The 23,865-nt window shown below is 42.9% G+C and carries 12 protein-coding genes; 11 read left to right on the top strand and 1 reads right to left on the bottom strand.

Annotated elements, in window-relative coordinates; translation table 11 throughout:
• Positions 1-450 precede the first annotated feature (450 nt).
• From BET10_RS05965 to BET10_RS05915, 11 genes are all read left to right on the top strand, one after another.
• Positions 451-2,433, top strand: a complete 1,983-nt coding sequence (locus BET10_RS05965; protein WP_070984010.1) for a hypothetical protein — start codon at positions 451-453, stop codon at positions 2,431-2,433.
• A complete protein-coding gene (locus BET10_RS05960; RefSeq protein ID WP_070984009.1) occupies positions 2,433-5,543 on the top strand; it encodes a poly-gamma-glutamate biosynthesis protein PgsC/CapC in 3,111 nt (1,036 codons plus the stop codon). Before BET10_RS05965 ends, BET10_RS05960 begins: the two co-directional genes overlap by 1 nt.
• A 43-nt stretch (positions 5,544-5,586) precedes the next feature.
• Positions 5,587-7,800 carry a hypothetical protein gene (locus tag BET10_RS05955; protein ID WP_070984008.1) on the top strand — a complete coding sequence of 738 codons (2,214 nt, stop codon included), beginning with the start codon at positions 5,587-5,589 and terminating at the stop codon, positions 7,798-7,800.
• The gene (locus BET10_RS05950) at positions 7,787-8,542 is read left to right on the top strand and encodes a 3'-5' exonuclease family protein (RefSeq protein ID WP_070984007.1); all 756 of its coding nucleotides are present in this window, start codon (positions 7,787-7,789) and stop codon (positions 8,540-8,542) included. Before BET10_RS05955 ends, BET10_RS05950 begins: the two co-directional genes overlap by 14 nt.
• The gene (locus BET10_RS05945) at positions 8,521-12,780 is read left to right on the top strand and encodes a hypothetical protein (protein WP_070984006.1); all 4,260 of its coding nucleotides are present in this window, start codon (positions 8,521-8,523) and stop codon (positions 12,778-12,780) included. The genes BET10_RS05950 and BET10_RS05945 overlap by 22 nt, the downstream gene beginning before the upstream one ends.
• A complete protein-coding gene (locus BET10_RS05940; protein ID WP_240503652.1) occupies positions 12,770-16,837 on the top strand; it encodes a poly-gamma-glutamate synthase PgsB in 4,068 nt (1,355 codons plus the stop codon). Before BET10_RS05945 ends, BET10_RS05940 begins: the two co-directional genes overlap by 11 nt.
• 369 nt (positions 16,838-17,206) lie before the next feature.
• Positions 17,207-18,640 (top strand): peptide MFS transporter, encoded by a 1,434-nt coding sequence (locus tag BET10_RS05935; protein WP_070984004.1) that lies wholly within the window; start codon positions 17,207-17,209, stop codon positions 18,638-18,640.
• A 455-nt stretch (positions 18,641-19,095) separates the two neighbouring features.
• A complete protein-coding gene (hppD, locus tag BET10_RS05930) occupies positions 19,096-20,142 on the top strand; it encodes a 4-hydroxyphenylpyruvate dioxygenase (protein WP_070984003.1) in 1,047 nt (348 codons plus the stop codon).
• A gap of 100 nt (positions 20,143-20,242) precedes the next feature.
• Entirely contained in the window at positions 20,243-21,556 is a 1,314-nt protein-coding gene (gene fahA, locus BET10_RS05925) for a fumarylacetoacetase (RefSeq protein ID WP_070984002.1), read from the top strand.
• Positions 21,557-21,679: 123 nt separating this feature from the next.
• Positions 21,680-22,858, top strand: coding sequence for a M23 family metallopeptidase (locus tag BET10_RS05920; RefSeq protein ID WP_070984001.1), 1,179 nt, complete (start codon positions 21,680-21,682; stop codon positions 22,856-22,858).
• Positions 22,848-23,261, top strand: coding sequence for a bactofilin family protein (locus tag BET10_RS05915; protein ID WP_240503651.1), 414 nt, complete (start codon positions 22,848-22,850; stop codon positions 23,259-23,261). Before BET10_RS05920 ends, BET10_RS05915 begins: the two co-directional genes overlap by 11 nt.
• On the opposite strand, the gene BET10_RS05910 is transcribed toward BET10_RS05915, so the two are convergent.
• On the bottom strand, positions 23,248-23,718 hold the full coding sequence (locus BET10_RS05910; protein WP_170829115.1) for a hotdog fold domain-containing protein: 471 nt from the start codon (positions 23,716-23,718) through the stop codon (positions 23,248-23,250). The genes BET10_RS05915 and BET10_RS05910 overlap by 14 nt on opposite strands.
• Positions 23,719-23,865: the final 147 nt, after the last annotated feature.

Genomic DNA, 23,865 nt, shown 5'->3' with positions numbered 1-23,865 from the left:
TAGCACAACTTGTTTGGATCATACTCTAAGAATAGCCACGGGACTAGATTAATGTAAACTATTTTGAACAAATCAGCCGATTTAATCAGTCAAAATACTGCTTTTTATCCAATTAGCAATAATAATGAATTAGTTTTAAGAACCATCTAGCTCACATCTTTATCGGCATTAAGCTATAACAGAATCGAATAAATCCAACGCAGCCGCCAAAACGTACTATTAATCGACTGAGACTTGATTACATATGCTGCAAGGCTTAAAAGTACAGCAAACTTAATTCTCTAACAGCGCAATAAAACATCGCTTTTTATATAAACTCAACGCTTATTACTATGATTTTTGGTGTTTTATTCTACGCTTTTAATGTCTAAAGAGCTAAAAGCTGCATTTGGCTCAACTCATGACAAATTACATGTATTAAGACTGATAACTTTAAACATGAGGTAGTGTGTGTCTCTACGGTATCAACTACAGAAAGTTCAACTTAACAGTGCTAATTGGTTGTTAGGCATTTTTCTATGCAGCCTTTTTATTGCCGAAGCATTTGGAGTATTGGAAAAAATTAATGCACCGATATACAGCACGTATATGCAAATTAGTACAAATGGGACCAAACAAACGAACCTAGTTATTATTGAATCTGATAGTTTAACTAAAGAGCACTTACAGCTTGTTGATAAAGTAGTTAATTTGGAAGCACGTGCTGTAGTGGTATTTATGGATCAGACGCTTAGCACTAACCCATCTAAGAGTCAGCACATTTTCTACACTGGCGCACGCACAGGGTCATGTGATAACGAGATCACAACCTGGCTTGGCTATGATATCGTCTATTCACTCCCCACAAAAGATGCTTGCCAGAAGTGGTTCAAGGCACTGTTTCCCAACGTAAAATCTAGACACCACCAGCTGATAAACTTCAGCTTACCTGTAAGCACATTACCAAAATTTTCAGCTCAGCGATTACTCACAGATGACATTTTCCTAGCGCAAATTAAGAACAAGATTGTTTTTATTACTCAACGCACGCCTAACTACACCCCCTCACTGCGTGCTCCTGGTCTACAAGACGAAAAAAACCCCGTTCTCCTTTACGCCTATCTTGCGCACAACCTTGAGCAAAACCTCTTAATAACGCCACTGAACACGCTTGCATCAGCCTTGGTACAACTTGCGGCCGCTCTTGTTTTAATACTCATTTATCAGCGCTATGGCGCTACGTTTAACATTACCATAGCGCTAGTGTTGAATATGCTAGTGTTAATAGTCGGCTATATTGCTATTTATTATCTACAGGCATTGCTTCCGGTAGGGCAATTGCTCTTGGTGATCTGGACGGCACTTGCTTGGGCTTTTTTCCACAGCAAGTCCAAAGAAGAACAAAGCCTTAAAAAACTACTTAGTGACTCAGAGCAGCGAATGTTTGGTCGATATCTGCCTAAGTCCATCTTTGAGCAAGCAACACCTTGGGACGCTGTAATTACTCTTACGAACCAATTATTAAGTCTCCATAAAGGCATATTTTTAACCCGCGTGGAACACGACCACCGACTGCGTGAAATTCATGCGATCAACTGCCAGATAGATGACATTAAAGAGCTACGTAGAGACTACGAGCGCCCTCCATATAGCGATGCAATTAAAGCTTTAGGGGTGATTAAAATATCCAGTCCCTTCTTTGCTAACTTAAACGAGAATGAATCGCAGTATATTGTCCCGCTTATGTATGCTGGAGACATCCGTGGCTTCTGGGCCATGACGATTCTCAACAGTGACGGATTTAATGAACAAGCTTTCATGCGCAATGTAAACCGCTTTGCAAGCCAAGTAGGTGAACTGTTATATCACCACCATACCCATAGCAATTTAATACGCGACAACAGCCACACTCTGATAAGAACCCTTACGTTAGATGTATATGAGCCACTGAGCAAAAAAGTGCATACCTCCATCGCAGGGATGGAGCAAAAACTTCTCACATTGGAACACTTGTTCAACCGACTCAGTACAGCGAGCGTCATGTTTAACTTGTTTGGTCAAGTGATGCAGGTGAATAAAGCGTTTGAACAGCTTGCTGCGCAACAAAAGCTGTTGATTTTTGATCTTACGGCTCTGGATTTATTAATGATGGTGGGCAACCTGCCCATTGATGTTGCAAGAGGAAAGCTGAGGTACTTGACGCTCAATAAAGGGCAATTTAGTTTAAGTGTATCACTGGGCGAACAACACTATATTATGGTGGTCTGTAGCCTCGACAAACTCACCGAACTTACTCAATCGGCCTCGCCTTTTTCCATATCTGGCGTGCTATTTGAATTTATCAATGTCTCTGCACTGTTCGATAAGCTTGATAGCCCAGACAAAATGATTGAGCGACTTGCGCAGGGAAATCAGCATGCTCCTCCACAAAATGATGACTGGGGCACACCTTAATGGACTGGGTAATACACTTGTTTCCCAGCGGCAGTGGGCTTGGTCAGTCAGTTATCACAACCGTGTGGATTGGCATTGCCGTGGTGTGTTTTTTTAACCTGCGCTTTGGGTTTCCCTTAACTGGCCTGGTCGTGCCAGGCTACCTTGTCCCATTGCTCATTGTAAGCCCAACATCCGCCGCTGTGATTCTAATTGAAGCGATTATCGTCTACTGGCTCATGCGGTTAAGCGCACAAATACTGATGGAGAAGTTGGGCTATGCCGAGATGTTCGGTCGTGACAGATTCTTTGCCATCATTTTGATTAGTATCTTGGTTAGAGTTTGTATGGACAGCTTATTGTGGCCTGTCATTGCCAACGAGCTAAGGCTATGGGACATCACGTTTGACTACGCTTCAGAACTACATAGCCTTGGGCTGGTGATAATCGCGTTGGCCGCCAATGTGATGTGGAACCACGGGTTTAAATATGGCTTAAAAGTTACCGCCACTCAGCTACTGTGCACCTATATTGCTGTACGCTACGTATTGATGCCATTTACTAACTTTAGCATCGCCAATCTCGCCATCATGTATGAGACCGTAGCAAGTTCAATTGTTGCAGCACCAAAAGCTTATATCATTTTGGTGCTCACAGCATTTATCGCATCAAGGGCAAACTTGCGCTATGGCTGGGAGTTTAATGGCATTTTGTTGCCGGCATTGCTGGCATTGCAACTACTAGAGCCTACTAAGCTGCTTACTTCATTTGTTGAATCAGCCATCATTTTACTCATTGCTGGTAGCTTGCTGCGCTTCACTCGCCTTAAGCAACTCGGTTTGGAAGGCGCAGGGTTGCTATTCTTTTTCTTCAATGTGGGCTTTGTTTACAAGCTGCTACTCAATTACCTACTCGTCTACTTTTACCCGAGTGTCAAAGTCACCGATGCGTTTGCTTTTGGATATATGCTATCAACGCTGTTAGCACTTAAGATATATCAAAAAAGCGCATTGGGCTTGATCATTCGAGCAACTTTCCAAACCTCTATTTTGGGCGGTGCTTTGGCCATCATGATTGGCTTTCTAATGATGTTCGTACCCAGCTTATTTACGACAGCTAAAATAGCTAGTTCGACCGCTCACGCACAACCCCTTTCGGTATCGACCGAAATAAGCGAGTACAAAAGCCTACTTTACACAGCAAACCAAACTCCCAGCTCAGTAGCACAATACCAACACAATTTAAACATCAGCCAGTTTAAACGTGCTATATCAGCACTTGCAGCAAATAGAAATGAGCCAAGCGTATTAAACGCTACAGCCATAGAGCTGGCTGAAATTGGTTTTAATTTATATCAAGATCAACGTCACATCTATATTCAAGACCACACCAATGAAACGCCCAGAGGCATGTTTGTATTAAACAAATACCCCTTGGCTAGTCACGTTGTAACTATGCCTTATCCTGTCACTGAACGCTCTGCGAGTGACGTCGCGGGGATTTTGTTTACTCACCTAAAGAGCAGTGCGCTGGCGCTTGGTAATGCTCAAACCTTTTCCACCAACGAAACCGGACTACCACAAAGTCGCTATTATGGCGCATTTATTGAAGCGCTCGCTGCAAATGAAGTATTACAACTAAGAGAACTCAATCGCCAAAGTCGTAAAACTTTGCCCAAACAGTACCAAACTACACGATGCCATGGCTGGATATATCACCAAATACCTAGCTCTATCAATCAAACACAGCTAACCAATTTGCTAGCGTGCGGCGAGATTGAGTTTGGTCTGGTATCACCAAGTAGCTTGCCTTATCCCGCGTATAAGGAACAGATGCTAGAGATATTTGTAGACACTGATAGCTACATAAATCTATTAGCAAAAGTAGCACTTACACAGACCGATCAAGAGCGCTTTCCCATAGCCCAATACGATATACCTGTTTCACAAGCGGTGGCAAATTATACTCCCCATATCAGTGCTAAAGGCAGCGGACACTTTGTGCCTTTATCCCACAAAGATGCAGCCTTATGGGAATTTGAAATCCTCAGACCACTTTATCAACTTGCTGAGCGCTTCGAGCCAAAAGCTTTAGATGAAAACCTCCTTGGCCGCCTTGCTTATATCAACAGAGTCAGTCATATAGTTGGTTATCAACTAAGCCTCATTCACAGCAATAACACGCATTACTTTATGCTCTCCCCTCGTGCAGAGCCCCGCTTCTATCAGCTAGGGCAAGGGATTTATTTTATTCGATTGGGTCAGGCTAGTCATCTCAACATACAAGTACCAAGACCTCTATTCGAAAGTCATACGCTAAAATTCTCCGCGGAGCTGTTTGATGCTACGCGTGCCAAATCCCTATTGATTGCAGGTGCACATCCCTATGCAGCAACACAAGCCAATGTACTTAAACCAATCAATGTTAATTCGCTGTTTAATGTGATACATCAAAGCCTACTACGTTACGACTCCGAACGCGTCAGTATGCATTTGCAACTGCGTAGTCATAGCACACCATCGGATATCAGACCGACCGCATTAGCATTTGCCCACACCTTTGCAAGCGATAAGCACCAACCGTTAATACAACAATTACGCGCGGGCTTAACTAAGCTGGGTGTTGACTATGAGTTGGTATCAGGCCAAAAGGCAACTCGAGGACTAGAAATAGGTTCGTCGGCACAAAGTGGATACGATGTCTTTTCAGCTCATAGTGAATTGGCTACCTTGTGGCTTGCATCGGACTATAAGCAACACTTTGCGGTGTCTAATGATGCTTTACTGCAACGCTTTGGCGCAATCAGTGTATCCTCTCAACCATTGAACCTAGACTTATCAGAACCGAAATCTTTGCTTTGGCACCCATTAGGCGAGGAACAGTACAACAGGCTCAAAACAATCACCCATAGCTATGCTCAAACTCACAATTTAGCGCAGCTTTCAACGCTTTGTAACACGCTCTCTTCGTGCACCTTAAATGTCGCTAGGCTGGCGCCTTCAGGCACAATTGCACTGGTTTTAAAACATAAAAGCGCCATAACTGCCATCTATTTGCCCAACCGTAACATGCTCATCAATCAAGAGAACTTTACTGATTCATTGCTTGGAGGCGAGCGTGTTTTATATTAAATGGTGTATGAGGATCGTCTTCTCCATAACAGTCTTGGGGGCTATGCTCTGGCTCGCTAGCATTTTTTATAACTGGGTGAGTAACGCTAAACCTTTGATGGCAACACAGGGTAATGAAACACGTTCAAAAGTACACTGGTTAAGTGAGCACAAGCCGCTTATTTATACCTTTTCTCCTACTCGTACAGAATCAATAAGAATATTGTCAAACGCCATTTTAGGGCAGGTTCAAAGCCACCAACAATCCGTTGATTACGCGATTGACTACGCACTGTTGGATAAACAACAACGAGTGATATATCGCGCAACATATCACCACACAGCGAATGCTACCCAAGATAACGAACAGCAAAAAGCCAAACAAATCATCGAACAGCGTGAAAGTTTAAGTGTGTCTTCCGGCCAATCTTTTTATATTAATAATGCGCGCTTTAGTGATGCGACGGCCATTGCGCTTTCGCTGCGAAGTGAGGGCCAAACCATCAAAGGGGTCGTGGCGAGAGTTCACGCAAAAACAAACGTCAAGGTTGAGGATAGTATGAGCGCTTGGTTAAAATACCCGCTAAGTTGGCGAGCAAGGATCAGTCACTACCACACCCTAGGACCCAATGCAGTCAGTGAAGAAGAAATTGCCAACGCGGTTCGTTATGACTGGAACAAACTCGCACCACAAGGTGTGCCTGGTGTTGATTTCGATAGTGACACACTGTATGAAATGCTACCTTACAACATATTAGGCAACGATTTTCCCAATAACCCTGTTAATCAAGATGCTTTTTACACCGATAGCGAGCTATCCGCATCACTTAAAGTCGATACCTCACAGGATATTTACTTTGTGAGTGAACAAGCGACGCAACTTAGGTTGACTTGGTATGACTTAGAGGAAATTTCACCACCTTTGGTGCTTCATCCCGAACATACTGCAACAGCCAACCTTTATAAGCTGGCTCTGATAAAACCAGGCATGATAAACATGTCGTCTAATCGCACAGTCGTATCAAAATGGTATTATCAGAATATGCAACCTGTCACACCCTTACATAGTCTTTACTATCAAATAGATAAAGGCAGTGATGTGAAGTACTCAACGGTACCCAATAGTGATTTAAAATTTGATTTTAGAGCAAATCAAACCAGTCAAGTTGTGGTTAAACTCTATAACTCAAAAGGCGAGGTGATCGACCAATTTAGTATCAGCATAACCCCTAACCTGTCGCAATTTGACCGCATCATACTTGCTGACACAACTCGAGCAAAAGTCAGCGACTCTCAACCTTGGTATATACGAAATTTATCAAAAGAAGCGGCATACCTGCGTGTTTATAGTAATAAGCAAGTGCTAGTCAAGCTACAAACAAGACAAGCTCATTTTCACTATCAAGATACGTTATGCAAGCCAGCATGTAGCGTGAGTACTGGGAACGTTACTGAGATACCAGCTTGGTTCGCACAAAAAGCTGACAACGACCACGCACTGAAGTCACAAGGTAAAACAAGTAAGGTACGTCTGTTTTTAGCGCCACCTGCTCTCCAAAATAAAGACTCTTTTTATTCAAGCAAAGAGCTTACTGCGCAGCTGCCTGTATCAAACACCGCGCTGGTCAATACATCACAACCCTATTACCGCGCCCTATTAGAACCAAAGACATTTCATTTCAAAAAACTTGCCGACGGTAATACCTTCAAACAGCTCCAACAAAGCTTAACGGCGGATCAAACATTGATAGTGCAACGCTCAACGCCTCCTTATATTCAAGAGCTAAAAGCCAATTTAATAAGTGCAGCACAGGCCGCCGACGAACAAGGGGTTACACTGTATCTAAATCATGGCCTCAATAGACATTGGGCCAAACAGCGGTTGTTTTTACTCAAGGCCGACAAAACGCTCACACTGTCTTTTAACACATTGCCGCAAAGTGTTGTGGTTAAAGCTTATGTCGCATCACAGACCGATCGAGCCATTGAGCTTAACTACCGGTTAAAGGGTGTCTTTCATAACACCCCTGTGCACACCTACAGTATCGCAAGGAAGCGCTTACTCTTGCACCCGAGCGACTTTACTCAAGCTTTTATGCTACATCCTACTATTGGCCGATTAACTCCATATCCAAATGTAACCGTACCGATAAATGACGATATTAAACAGCTTGAACAACTGGTAATTCATTCTGATACGGATATCTGGATAAACATTATTGACGAGTATGCACAACAGCCGAAACGACTAAATTGGTGGTTAGATGAAGATACATAATTTATTCTATTTTCTGGTGATTTTTGCGAGTAGCCAGACTCTTGCACAGTCAAGCTTACCATCTGTAACTCAGCTGCAAGCTTGGTTTAAAAAGCCGGGGCCTTTGCCTCCTTGGCGCTACCTTGCAACAGAAAAGTTACACACGCTCGTTGCTAACTCTGATGAACTAGGTGGCAACCATCTATGGTACCGCCCAGCAGGAAGTACTTGCGTTGTATCTGTACCACATCAGTTTTTTGATAAAAATACGCTACCCATTGGACAAGCGGTATTTGCGCAAATGTGTCAGTTACTCGTTAGTAACTCACATCATAGAAATCATCAGGATGAACACCAAGAATCCATGGATCTATCAAAAAGACACAACAACTTACATCACAATGCGATACTGGCCTATCAGGCTAATTTCAAAGATGCGAAAGTCTTTCAACTTCATGGCTTTAGTCAAAGTAAACGTTCAACCGACAAGGGAAAACTAGCAGACTTTATCGTCAGCCAAGGTAGGCGAAGCACGCCAAAATTGCAGCGTCTGGCAAGCTGTTTAACCGCGCTCAGCCCTCATAGTTTCTACTACCCAGAACAGATCTCTGAACTTGGGGGAACAAAAAACGTGCTACACCAACTGCCACTGATACCGCACTCTTTCTATCATATTGAGATCAGTGCCATTATGCGCCAACGCCTAACAAAGGAATCACAACTTATGGAGCAGTTTATTTTATGTCTGCAATCCATTCGATAGCCTTTGTGTTGCTGGCGTTTACACTTACGGTGTGTGCCTCCCCACACAAACTACATCGTTCACCTGCTTGGCTTATTCAACAAGGGGATAGGCACGTAGCTCAAGATGGGCCAGCGACATTCTCTTTAGCAGCACATACAGATCGTCAACTATTTCTACCAGCGGGTCATTGGCTCGAACTACCGAATTTAGACGACAATCGGTTGCTCGTCTGGCAAAGCTATACACTAGGTAGCAAAAGGCGAGTGTATAAGGATGAATTAAGTTGTACACCAACACGATGTCAAATAAATGCCGCAGCAGATAATCGGCTGATTAGCATTGAAAATGTCACTAGCGATATCATGTCATTAGAGCTTAGAGAAGGCCAATATCTACACCATCGTTCACCCTATAAACAGACAGTAGCGTTACCACTGGATATACTCACGATTAATAAAGCGCACCAATATGAAACGTTTTATCACCTGAAGCCCCATCGAACAGTCTCAGTTACTTTTCAACAGGCACAAAAACTCAAATTATCCGTCAAACAGCTGTTAACAGACTCACCACACCAAACAGGTAAAGTTTACGCTTTTATCGATAAGCAAGCTGTTAGCGTATTGCCTCTAAGCAATGCAGTGGCTGATGAGTATTTCAGCCATCCAGTAAGCATTAGCCATGACGATTACATTGACGTCCCCGCGCAAAGCACCCTCACCTTAAAAAGCTACGGCAATGCACTGGTACAAATAACACGCTCAAACCGGCCTTTTCTAGATACTGACAGCGCACAAAAACAACAAGAATCATTATTAAATCCATATTGGATTAATAGCTTAACCAATCAGTTAGATAGCATTATTGTCAAACAAGATGTTCGCCCCCTAACACAAATTGATTACGCTAAAGCGACGCCTTTAGCACACAAACGTCATCAACAATTTGTTGGTATGGTAACAACGCGCAATTTTTTGACACCAAAGCAAAGTGACGTACGTACCAAAACCAAACATGAGCATAGTCTAGCTTTACAAGGTGTTCGGTTTGCTAACAAGACGATATACCCAATACAAAGTATTTTAGAACTTGAGCACCATCAGCTAGATAAGCAATTAACGTTTGATTTGCAGCATAGCGTCAATGCCACAACACAAATCACGCTATATGTAAGAGCACAACAACAGACTGAATTAACCGCTACACTTGGTAAGCGTAGTTATACTATTGCAATCAACCATACAGGGCTATTTCATCGGATTGAGCTTAACCACGCTCACCATGCCCAACAGTTGGTTTTAGACGCTGGACAAACAATGCTTGAGGTAGCCGTAGCTATACAAGAGCTATCGCCATTGATTGATAGTGAGCTGCTTTTTATGCAGCCAGGTAAACTCGTTAAAAAGTCACCAGCCCTTTATGCTAAGCTCACACAACACCAGCAAGAAGTGACACAAGCTTACCTTGACTCTTTGCAGCCCTACTCAGCGACACAACCAGATACACTAACACTCAGCTACCGTGAGCAACGACATATTATCGAGCAAGCTCCAGTACAACTGCACAACTCTCCCCAGAGCTTACTGCCAAATCTTAAGCGCCTAGTGCATAGTGCATATGATGACATCGTGTTTGAAGCTTGGGTGTTAAGAATTAGAGTGCTGGATAAACTCAACTATGGGCTACTGGCTCAGCGCTACCTAGAAGGGTTAATCAAACACCAAAGCGCAACCGTGCGGCAATTTGCAGCAAAGCAACTACTTGCTAGATATCAACTTGCAAGTCTTGAGTATAAAATTCAAGGGCTATGTACATTATTTTCAGAGTATCTAACTCAGTGCTCTACGCTCATACCTACACTTTATGAAACACAAAGCAAAAGGCAATTTGCTCTGTGGTTAAGCCACGACTACCGAGAAAAATTAGATCATAACTCAACTTTGCTGGCCGATTTAAACTACCTTCATCTAAGCAAAGGGTCTACCAACGCTGCGCCATTATTTTCAATCTATCACCATGGTCAAAGCCCTTTGCACAGCGTAACAGGACCATACCAAGCATATACACTAAAGCAAGACCAGCGCATTCGTATCGTTGCTCGCCAACCGCTTACCTTAAAAATAGGTGCGCGCACGCAACATCAAAATCCACGGCAACAACGTACCGCTTGGTTGCATCTAAACCTCAGTGACAAAGCAATGATGCTGCCTATTTTTTCAGACATCTCCTCCAGAACTCTAGATGGTTCAGAGCACTTAATGTCTGTCGCTGCGACGGGGTACGTGCAACTGCAAGCAAATGAGCGGCTTGATATTTCAGCCAGTGAAATGAGCTACATTAATATCTCAGCATTACACAACAACTTACTGATAAATCAAGGTATAAACCATATCACCACCGATTATCAACACCTCCCCTTTTCTCAACTATTAAGCAGTGCTCAGATAGGGGTTAAGACCCAGCTGACGAATACCTTAAAGCGTCTCTCAAACCAAAACCTAACTGAAGCACAGTTCACCGCGCTGTTCGCCCGCGTCGATCCTACTATATTGACACCTGACGAGATGATATTATTTAAACGCATTGCACATTTTGGGCAGTGGCAAAACGTCACCCAATACAAGGCGTTTTTAGGCACTCAGCTTATCTTATTGGATGATCTTGAGCAGCTGAGCTTAGCCGAGCAATTAACCAGACATGCCTCTAAAAATACTCATCTTTCAGGGATATTGCTGCGCCCCTATCATACTCTGTCTCTTGATGTTAGCCAGTTAGAACCGAGTAATAGTAAGGTACGAATACATTTCTCAGGGGCGGAACTCGCCGGACAACAAACCGCAAAAGTGACGATTCAAGCAGGTGAGCGTCACTATGATTACACCTTACACGATGTATCAATGACTGAACACTTGCTCACAACATCAGATATAGCGAATGGCGTTATAAGACTTCGTTGGCACAATCCCTATCAGTCTCAACTGCTCAGCGTACAGACACTGGAAAAGCAAGGAAAGCATTGGCGAAATATAGATTTAGCACAAAAGCAGCGCTTTTATTTGACGGATGAACAACAACCACTGGTCATTGAACTGGCGCAAGACGCTTTAGTGAAGATTGAGTATTTAAGCGACAACAAACGCCATCACGTTGAACGCTTTTACCCGTCAGGAAAACATACTCTGGCTGTTGAAAACGCTCGCTTACTACGCGCGTTTATCTGGCAAATGACAAACAACAATCACAAACTCCCTGTATCTCCTAATGCCGATACAAGTTCCACTTGGGCAAAAGTCGCCATGTCACCAGCTACTTTACAACCGTTTATTCAAAGCAATTATGCTGTCACTCAAGATGCGGTCAATATAACGGGCTATATCAAGGCTGAACATCAAGGTGAAAGTAATTTCGACGACCAATTACAACAACATCAATCCCATGAGTGGGGTGTAAACTTTCGCTATAAAGCCAATAGCAACTGGTATAAGTTGAGTATTGCCAAACAGCATGATGATGTTTACTACAACACTTATCAATTAATTGGACGAACTGACTGGCTAGCCGAAAAAAGTGATTGGTACGCTCAAACACAACTTCAAGTAAACTGGCAACCACAGCAAAAAGAGTTTAACAACCTGTTGTCTGGGCGACTAACATTGGCAGTTGGCCAAAGGTGGCAGGTTGACGAAACTCACGTCAAGCAATGGTGGATGCAGCCCTACTATTTTTACAGCGATGCAAAAAGTAGCGATCTGGCACTATCTAATCGCGTAAGCCCGGATATTTTAACATCATACAAACACAACCATCCGTATGGCTGGCGCTTTGGTTATCAGCATGGGTATCAAAATCGCGTTGACCAGCGCTTATCTTATCGAGCACAGCTCAGTAGTAACAAAGACTGGTATAGCCTTGATAATATCCGCTTCAATGTTTTTGCAAGTCAATTCTATCAAGGCCACATATTGAGCGCACAACTGACTGCTCGTTACGCATTCAGCGATGAACACAGAACGCAGAGTCAATGGCAATATTTGTCTAGCATAGGTTGGCAAAAATGGTATGCCATCACACCAAAGTTGGCTGTAAAAATTGCATTGGATTTAGAGCAGAACTGGCGACTTGATGAACACTCTGTGGCGCTTCAAGTGACATTTGGCAACGTGCCATCCACCGGATTTGGGCCATTTGGTTATACGGAGCAATCATTTCAGTCCCTGTCGTTTACACAATTGATGCAGCAGGTGAATGATGAATAAAGAACAGCTAAAACAACAATTGCAGGGGTTACTATTCGCGAACACCGAAAAATTTTGGATAAACCTGTATCATCACAAATATCAAACCTTAATTGATGAGCTGTGTGAGTGGCCCCTGCTGATGAATAAACCTGATGGTGAAGAGATTCAGCCGTGGTTACATCTTCATTCCATTTCATTTATCAGGCATAAAATTGAACAACAGCAAGCACAAATTTTATCGTTATCGAATACGTATCAGCAGTTTGTTGCTCGATTGTCTAAAACTGATATAACGCATGAACGACAGAAGCAAATCCTAAATTATGCTGAAAAACTAGGCGCAACGAAACAACAGCTCAAAGAAGACAAAGCCGCTTTTAATCGCTGGTTTGACGAAGGAGCGATTAAAGAGCGTTATCAAAATCATGTGGCCGAGATTGAACAAAGTATCAAATTTTTGATTGCCCGCTTAGGAACCTTGAGTAAAAGTTACCTTTCAATCAATCAGGAACAATTGTCACAGACTTGGCAAACACTGGACTTGCAGCCATTTTTTTTGAACCTGTTAGAGCACCATCAAACGCCCTTCATCCGCCACGGTATTATTCGAGCACTGGTCAACCAAGTTGCACTTATTCAAGAACATAATATTGATACCGAACTCAGTGCAGATCTTATCGCCCGTCTGGTTGAATTATTAGACGACAAACTAAGCCCATACACTGCCATCATAGACATCTTAGAAATTCTGATCCATCAACGGCCAACTTTTGTGCGCGTACACATGTGGGCCATGTTGCTTGAAAGTGATGAGCAAACCAATAATGACCAGTTGTTTATCTTAGCTGCATTACCTCGCGTTCTAACTCGACAAACAAAGCTGACGGATAAAGACACAGCCCTGCTTAGCCAACTGTCGGAGCATCACTACCCCAGAGTTCGACAAGCATTACTTGAGCAAGTCAGTAATATGCCCTATGAGCTAGCCATAACAATCATCAACAATCGCTTTGATGTGGAGTCAGCTGATGCAGTACGCTTTACGCTTATCAAACAGCTTACTCATAGCAGTTATAGCGAGCGTGATTTTGCTTTTAAGCTATGGCAAAAAACCTTACTCGGACAATACAGTATACCGATTAAACGCATTGCAATAGAGCAAAGCGCACGGCTGATGCTCAATATGCAACTTGATAGCAGTGACCCTGATGCCATATTTAAGCGCTACATAGAGACTTTGAATATGGCTTTATCGCAGCAGCAGCCCATCGCCGTAAAACGTCATATCACACGAGCAAGAGAGCAACTCGTCAGTTTCTATAATCAGTCTTTGGTTGCCAATATAAGCGACCAGATTAACGAAACTGGCGACATTATTTTACCCTGTGACAACGAGCCACACACACTTGGCAGAGTATTGAGTTTTTTAGCTCAGCGGCAGCTGGGCTTTAACGGTAAAATCAAGCGCAGGCGCTGGCACATCACAAGCGGCTACAAAATCGCTCGAAGATTTTGGCGAGTATTGCATGAGCTACGTCACTCCAGTTCCGACAAACGTCAAGGGTTCAGTCATACTAAAGCCAAAAAGCCCAGTGCTCAGCTGCATGTTCCAAGCTGTAGTATCGCGCAGATAAGCGACACTAACGTTCCTGGCGAACCTTTATATCATGTGGCCGAGCACAGTGCCCGAGCACATTTACCGCTGCTCGATTATATACTCTCAATATTGAGCCAAGATAATCTAGCGACGCCTGTTTTTAGTTACACGCCAGACGGGATCCTAGAAGTAACCAAGCCCTCGACGCTGTGGCGCAGACTGTATGCCTACAGCTACATCTCTATACATTTTCAAAAAATTGATGTATTGCGTAAAGGTAATGAGCAAGAGCAATTGCTTTATTTGGATGCGCTTAAAAAGCTGGGGATCAAATGTCGATTTTTAGCGTATGGAGATGTACTCAACTGCCAGTTTCCTGTTGAAGAAGGCATTAAACAACTATATTCAAAATTAAGTGTCGCCCCCAGTTTGATAGCAATTTGGTCTAGTTTTAAAGAGTACGCCTATTCTGTATATCAAAACACACTGCCACAATTGGTATTCTTTGTAGTGACTTTTAGCGCCTATTTTTGGGGCCGACATCTGTATGTGAGTCGTAAAATTATTCGTAACCGCAATGCTATTGCTGTCAGTATCGGCGGCTGGGGCACGCGAGGTAAATCTGGTACTGAGCGATTGAAAGCCGCCTTGTTCAGTGCATTGGCACTGCGCTGCATCACCAAAACAACAGGCTGTGAAGCGATGATGATATACAGCAAAATCACAGGCGAGCAATATGAAATCCCCATATTTCGACCTTTCAACAAGGCGACCATTTGGGAACAAAGTGATGTACTTGAATTTGCCAAATCTGTCCATGCTGATGTGTTCCTATGGGAATGTATGGGCTTAACGCCACGGTATGTGAGGATTTTACGTCGCTGGATGAAAGATAACTTTATCACTATCACCAACGCGTACCCCGATCACGAAGATATTCTGGGCCCAACGGGGATTGATGTGGCGCGCGAAATGTCGGCTTTTGTAGGCGAAAACACGCAAATTTTTACCTGTGAGCAAACCATGGCCCCAATTTTAGAAAGCGCCGCCAAAGATAAAAGCTCCACATTAATTCAAGTACATTGGGGAGAAGGTTTTCAAATAACACCAGAGATCAGAGCGCTTTACCCGTACGATGAACACCCTGACAATATCGCACTGGTTTGCAAAATGGCACAATATATAGGTATCGATAAAGACTTTGTCTTCAAAACTACCGCAGAACATATTGTGCCTGATATAGGTGTGTTACAGCATTTCTCTCCAGCGAAGGTAGGAGACCTAACACAATCCTTTGTGAACGGAATGTCTGCTAACGAACGATTAGCAACTCTGGAAAACTGGCAGCGACTTGAACTACAAAAAGTGAGTCAACAAAGGCATATTCAGACCATAGCGCTTATCAATAACCGTGATGATAGAGTGGCCCGCTCCAAGGTGTTTGCCCACATCATGGCGGAAGATATTTGCTTTGACTACATCGTTGTTGTGGGCACTAATATTGGCGGGTTCGCCACATATTTACGAGCCGCGGTGTCTGAACGTATCGAAAAAGCTGTTAACAACAATGATATGCAGACCATTACACAGTTTTTAGAACAGCTAAAACTTATTCATACTGATCATGACATGCTTGCGCGGTTCAACCTATCCTGCCCAGAGGATGAATTGACTCATCAAGATCTAGAATCACAACAAACACTTGAAAAAGCACTCAAGCAGCGAACTTGCCTATGTGAAAGACATAGGCGGCTTTTTATCGAGCGCTTTCAACAGTGGCAAACAGCTCAATCGTTGCTTACATTAGATACACCGCTGCAGCATGAAACCGTAGAGATGTGCCTTGCTCTTCTAAATGCTAAACTGATATTGATTGAAGATGCACAAATTAGCAGTGATAATTTAACCCAAACAATCGCCCAACTTGGCAGTAACAATCAACATCAGCTCATTGTTGGGATGCAAAATATTAAAGGCATAGGGCTGCGCTATGTGCAAAGCTGGCAGCAATGGCAAAAAACCAAGCAACGCTGTGATAATCTCCGTCAAGAAACATGCAATGCCAATGACTTTAAAAAGTATCTGAGTGAGCTCAGTCATCAAGTGAGTTTTAATACCCTCGAAACAGCTACGCTAGAACAAACTATCACCCACCTATTAAAGGCACCACAAGCGCAAAGTGAACTAAGCCAAGCGGAACTACAAAGTTTGCTTACGAAAGTAAAATCTCATACCCACGAAGCCCCGTCATCGGATTCACCAGCTCAATCAACATCACCCGTTAAGCAATTTTTTTTCCAACTTATTGAGTCTTTTTTAGAAGCTGGCGCCGCTGTACAACGCAAAAAACAAGCGCAACAGATATATAAAGACATTGCCACAACACGCATCACGCTAGCACGGGCTACCATGGAGCTGACTCACCTTAGCCAAAGCCAAAAGCCAGGCTGGCTTATGGCGCGAAAAAAGCTTAAATAACAAATAATTTAGTGCCTAGCACGCAATGAAGTTAGCATCATAAAACGGTGCCTTGCTCTTCAGCGCCCGTGCCAAATCCACAGGAATTTTAGCTGTCATAAGGTCTAACATACCTCCTTGTTTGCATACTTTATAAAATATATCTATAAACCTTTTTGCAACATAATTACTTTCCGTTGAGCTTTAACCACTTCCCCATTCCATTTCATGTGGGTATACTGACGCGCTTTAAGTGCATAGATAATCGCTGAGCAGGCGCTGAATCATGCATATTTACTTAATTGGCCACCCGTTCAAATTACATAACTATTTGCACGTAATGATTATTATAAGGCCTCACAACACATTTGATTTAATTAGGAAGCACATATGAGTTCATTACCTAATTCAGGAGAGTTTCTAGGCCATCCTAAAGGCTTGTTCCTGTTGTTCGGCACAGAGATGTGGGAACGCTTCGGCTACTATGGGATGCGCGCCATCTTAGTATTATACCTTGTAGCTATGACCCAAGACGGCGGATTTGGCTGGTCTAATGCTGACGCGCTGAGCCTTTACGGTACCTTCACTATGGCGGTTTATCTGACTCCACTATTCGGTGGTTGGTTAGCGGATAACGTCTTAGGTCAGCGTAAAGCTATTATTATTGGTGGTATTTTAATGGCTGCTGGTCACTTCATTATGGGTGTACCTCATGCGGTTGTAGCTGGCATGGAAGAAAATGTTTTCTATCTAGGCCTAACATTACTGTGTTTGGGTAATGGTTTATTCAAGCCTAACATCTCTACCATGGTAGGTGACTTGTACAAAGAAGGCGACAAACGTCGTGATGGCGCATTTACTATCTTCTATATGGGTATCAACTTAGGTGGTGCACTTGGCCCACTTGCAGCAGGTGGTGTAGCAGCATTGATTAACTGGCAAGCGGGCTTTATTGCAGCCGGTATTGGTATGGTTATCTCAGTGATAATGCAATTAGTGTTAAGTAAAAAATATCTTGGCGACATCGGTGTGGTGCCTGCGGCTAAGCTATCAGCTGCCCAATCAAGTACAGGTAAAAAAGAGCCGCTAACTAAAGTTGAAAAAGACCGCATCAAGGTTATTTTCACAATGAGTGTATTCAGTATCATCTTCTGGATGGGCTTCGAGCAAGCTGGTGGTCTAATGAATATCTTCGCCAACGACTACACTGACCGTATGCTAATGGGTTTTGAAGTGCCTGCTTCTTGGTTTCAATCTCTAAACTCTCTTTTCATCATTATCTTTGCACCGCTGGTTGCGATGATATGGCTAAAGCTAGATAAGCGCGAGCCAAACTCTCCAATTAAGTTTGCCATCGCTTTAGTGTTCTTAGCACTTGGCTTCTTAACGATGATGCTTGCATTGGTTACTGAAGGTTCAGGAGAAGGCACCATGCAAATTAGCATGATGTGGCTTGTACTATTTTATCTATTCCATACTCTAGGTGAGCTATGCTTGTCACCAATTGGCCTGTCAATGGTGAGTAAACTTGCACCACTGCGCCTTGCTTCATTACTAATGGGTATTTGGTTCCTATGTACAGCGATTGCAAACAAGATCGCAGGCCTTGTTGGTTCATTCATTGGTGAAGGCCATGAAGCAGTGAACAACGCAATGAGTATCTTTATCGGTTTAGGCGCAACTGCACTACTTTCAGCAGCTGCCATGTACTTACTCAGTGATCGCCTAGTAGATTGGATGCATGGTGCTGAAGGACAACATGAGCCTCACACCCAAGAGCATATTCTTGCAGAAGAACTGGAAGTTGCTGCTGTTAAACAGTAGTTATCCAGAGTAAACGATGAAAAACCGCGTGTTAAAAGCACGCGGTTTTTTTGTATCCAAGACGCATAAATCACATTGGTGTATAGAAAAGCTTACAGTCTATGTATTGTTCTGCTGCTTTCTAATGCCATACTGAAGATAAAGGGCTGGAAACGCTTGCTTGAACAACAAACAAAAAAACACTTTATAATTATTAGTTTAGGGATTTTCAGAAATCTTCTTTGAAGAATTTCAAAACACTTTAATCACCGTTTCAGAGTAAAACCTTTGAGTTCTCACCTAAGTGTCAGCACATCCCCATAATGCATTAAGGTTTGTGCAACTTAATTTACAAATCGGCTGTCAGCTAAATAGAGGCCTGATCTTCCTCTTTATCCATTTTTGATTAATCATCCACCTACTGAAGAACATAATCTAACAAGCAACCCAATTTGCTTAATTGCGGGAGTATGACAATGAGTGAAGTAAAAAATCCACTAGGTTTAGTGGGTATCGAATTTACTGAGTACGCAACACCAGATGCGGACTACATGGATAAAGTGTTCACCGATTTTGGTTTCTCAAAACTTAAAAAGTTTAAAGATAAAGACATCGTTTATTACAACCAAAACGACATTCACTTTTTACTAAATAACGAGCGCGAAGGTTTCTCAGCAGCATTTGCTAAAAGCCATGGCCCAGCTATTTGTTCTATGGGCTGGCGTGTAGAAGACGCTAAAAAAGCATTTGATGTTGCTGTTGAGCGTGGTGCAAAGCCAGCGACAGAGTCTGCGAACAAAGATTTGCCTTACCCTGCAATTTACGGCATCGGTGACAGCCTTATTTACTTCATCGACGTGTTTGGTGATAAAGGTTCAATCTACGAGAATGACTTTGTTGATCTTGAAGAGCAAAACATTGTTAAAGACAAAGGCTTCTTGCGCATTGACCACTTAACCAACAATGTTTACAAGGGCACAATGGAAACTTGGGCTAACTTCTACAAAGACGTATTTGGCTTTGAAGAAGTACGTTACTTTGACATCAAAGGTCAAAAAACAGCACTACTATCTTATGCCCTTAAGTCACCTTGTGGCACCTTCTCGATTCCAATCAACGAAGGTAAAGATGATAACAACAACCAGATCGATGAGTATTTGGATGAGTACAATGGTCCTGGTGTACAACACTTAGCATTCTTAACAAATGACTTGGTGTCATCTCTTGACCAACTTGATCAGTCTACCATTGCAACACTGGATATCATCCCCGAGTATTATGAAACTATCTTTGATCGCGTACCTTGGGTTAAAGAAGACCGCGAAAAAATTAGACAGCACCAGATCTTGGTAGATAGCCAAAGCGAGAACTGTTACCTACTACAGATTTTCTCTAAAAACCTATTTGGCCCTATCTTCATTGAGATGATCCAACGTGTTGACGATGGCGGCTTCGGTGAAGGTAACTTCCAAGCACTATTTGAATCTATCGAGCGAGATCAAGAACGTCGCGGCGTGATCTAAGCTATTTAGAGTTATTATTTTCACAAGCAGCTTTTTAAAGCTGCTTTTTCCATTTTAGTTAAGGCAAAATAGCGTTAACCAAAAATAAAAAGGAAAGGCAATGTCTTTTATTAACGAAACCCATGATATTAATCTGAAAAGTTGGGTTGTGAGTGCAAACCAAGCAGGTACTGATTTCCCAATTCAAAATTTACCGTTTGCGGTATTTCGTCGTAAAGGCACTAACGAAGAATTTCGCGGTGGTGTTGCCATTGGTGATCAAGTTCTAGACCTTGCGGTAGTTGCACAAGCTAGCATTTTTTCAGGTGATGCACAGGTAGCTGTTGAAGCCGCCAACGCACAGGCATTAAATGAATTTATGGGCCTTGGCCAAAATTACTGGTCAGCGCTACGTCTAGCATTGTCTAGAGCGCTACGTGAAGGCTCTGAACATCAAGCAGCACTGGAAAATGCGCTAGTATCACAAGCTGATGTTGAGTATTCAATGCCATGTCATATTGGCGACTACACTGACTTCTACACATCAATCTACCACGCAACAGCGGTTGGTAAATTGTTCCGTCCGGATAATCCTTTGCTACCTAACTATAAGTGGGTGCCAATTGGCTACCATGGTCGCTCATCATCTATCGATGTATCTGGACAAGCGTTCCATCGTCCTAAAGGCCAAACTAAAGCGCCAGATGCCGATGCACCTTCATTCGGTCCATGTAAGCGTCTAGACTATGAGTTAGAGCTTGGTATTTATCTTGGTAAAGGTAATGAACTGGGTGAACAAATCGCGATTGAAAATGCAGAAAACCACGTATTTGGTTTCTGTTTATTCAACGACTGGTCAGCACGTGATTTGCAAGCTTGGGAATATCAACCTCTAGGTCCATTCCTTGCGAAAAACTTCGCTTCAACCGTATCTCCTTGGATTGTTACAACTGAGGCACTTGCGCCTTACCGTACACAATGGCACCGTGATGAGCAAGACCCGCAACCTATGGCTTACCTTGAGTCAACACACAACCGTGAAGCAGGTGCTTTCGACATTCAAATGGATGTGTTGCTTGAAACAGCCAAAATGCGTGAAGCAAAGCAACCTGCTGCAAAGCTTTCTGAGTCTAGCTTCAAACACAGCTATTGGACCGTTGCACAAATGGTAACTCACCACACCGTAAACGGCTGTAACTTCTTACCAGGTGATATGTTAGGTTCTGGTACACAATCAGGCCCAGAGCATGAAGAAGCGGGTTCATTACTAGAGCTCTCTCGTGGTGGTAAAGAAAGTATCACTTTAACAAACGGCGAAGAGCGTAAATTCCTAGAAGATGGTGACAAGGTCATTATGCGTGGTTGGTGTGAAGCTGATGGCTTCAATCGCATAGGCTTTGGCTCTGTTGAAGGCACTGTTCTTCCTGCTAAATAATCCCAAATTAAAAGCAGATAAAAATCAAAGGTGTGCGTAAGTGCACCTTTTTATTATATAAATTTGCTGGATTTTTGCTTCAATCTTGTTATGGTTAAGCGTTGTCTAAAATATTTTTTATCTATGTTGAAATTAATCAGTCGCATTTATAAGACGTTATTCCGCTCAAAGCAGATCCTAATACGCCAAAATGGCGAGATTTATATGCTTACCTTGGCTAGCTGGCTACAACCGTTGCTAATTGCACTTGTGATAGGCGCTATCGCTTGGTCTGTGATAAATGCAAAGTCAGTTAAACGTCAGCAAAGCACCATTTCTTATTTGCAAGCACAAACAGAAGCAGACCAACAGCGGTTTCTAAACGAGAAGCAGCAAATGCAAGCGCAACTTGCACAACAGCAGCAAACGCTTAATGAGCTCTCAGAAAAGCAGCTTATGCTACAAAGCTTGGTCGATGCTTTACCTAGCTCTTTACATGAAGCCAGCGATGAGGTCGATACTGTCGACACTAATATTCGTAATGATGATACCAATGCGGAAAATAGCATCAGCTCTGACGCTTCACTCCCCGAGAGCAGCGCTGAGCAAAGTGAAGTGAGTGTCGGTGAACAGCAAGAGGAACCGCCAGAGGAAGATTTTAATACTCAAGCACAACTGCTCGTTGTAAATCAGCAAGACTTACTTTCAGCTCTATCGCAAAATATTCAGACCCGCGTGACCAAGTTAGCATCAGGCCTGGCTGAAGTGGGTATTGCCCCTCAACATGAAAGTTCAGCGCTTGCACAAGGTGGCCCATATCACCAGCTCGAACTAGAGCAACTCCCAGAAGAATACCTCAGCACGATTGATAACCTAGTGGTGTTAAATAACCTTGAACAAGTGTTGAACACGTTACCGGACTCAATGCCTGTGGCTAAAGATAACTACTATATCTCCAGTCAGTTTGGCTTTCGTAAAGACCCTATCACTGGTAAGCGCGCTTACCATAAAGGGGTTGATTTAGCAGGCTGGCACAAAACTGAGATTGTGGCCCCAGCTGCTGGTGTCGTGTTACGAGCCGGAAAAAATGGCGGCTATGGTAAGTTTATTGAAATACAGCATGAACATGGATTGGTGTCTCGTTTTGGCCATTTACACACTATCAAAGTAAAAAAAGGACAACAGATCAGTAAATCTGAAGTAATTGCTTTGATGGGAAGTACTGGACGCAGCACTAGTACTCACTTACATTATGAAGTATTACAAAATGGCAAACATATCAACCCCATTAAGTTAACGAAGGTAATCAATCGTGTTCAGTAGTTTAATAGGCAGCGACAAAGCGCCCTCAGGTTTACCCGCTATTATCTCTCCCAATACTGTCGTTGAGGGCCAGATAAAGTGCGAAGGTGAATTACAAGTCGATGGTAAAGTGATTGGTGATTTAGCAATCAACACTCTGGTCATTGGCTTGCACGGCGTTATTGAAGGCAATGTAAAAGCACACATTGTAAGAATCAAAGGCACCGTTAATGGCGGTATTGATGCAGATAAAGTCATGCTCGAAAAAACAGCCAAGGTACATGGTGATATCATGCATGACACATTAAGCATAGAGGCCGGCGCTTTAATCGAAGGCAAACTCACTCACAAAACAGAAGTGACCAATATCACTTCATTTAAAGACAAAGCCTCAAGCAAAGATAAAACAACTAACGCTCAGTAATATACATGTTGATATCAGCATGAAAAACTTTAGTGCCCTGGGCGTCAAAGATTTCTACGGGTACTATCAAATCTTCCTTATCTTGCCACTGACGTGGCAAAGCAATTTTTGCTTGCGCAGTTAAATCTGTTTCCGCCTTTTTTAGATACTGCACAGTCATACCTTTTGGGATCCAGCGGTGTGTTTTGTGAGGCACGGTGGCATCAACCATCACACCAGCACATAATTCTGCCAGATTACACTGCGCAATCGCATGAATAGTACCAATATGATTAAAAACAGCTTTACGCTTCGGTATGGTGGCACAACACTCACCCGGTTCCAACTTAGTTATCCGTGGTTTAATCGAGCCAAAATAAGGTGCTTTTCTACAAACAGCTTTGCTAAAAAACCACTGGCCAAATGGTAACCACTGCATTCTTTTATAGATTTTGAGTAATGGTGCCGACACGGTCAATCCCTCTGTAATACGAATTAATAATATCAAATTAACACATCCGACCTGTTGAGAAAATATGCTACTTCGTGCATTTATACTTTTATTTTGCGGATCCGGCGCTTTGTCCTGTTCTTTTTGTTAGAGCACACTAGAATAGCGGCCAAA

The organism is Pseudoalteromonas amylolytica, from assembly GCF_001854605.1.
Lineage (GTDB): Bacteria > Pseudomonadota > Gammaproteobacteria > Enterobacterales > Alteromonadaceae > Pseudoalteromonas > Pseudoalteromonas amylolytica.
This window is presented reverse-complemented; position numbering and strand designations above follow the sequence as displayed.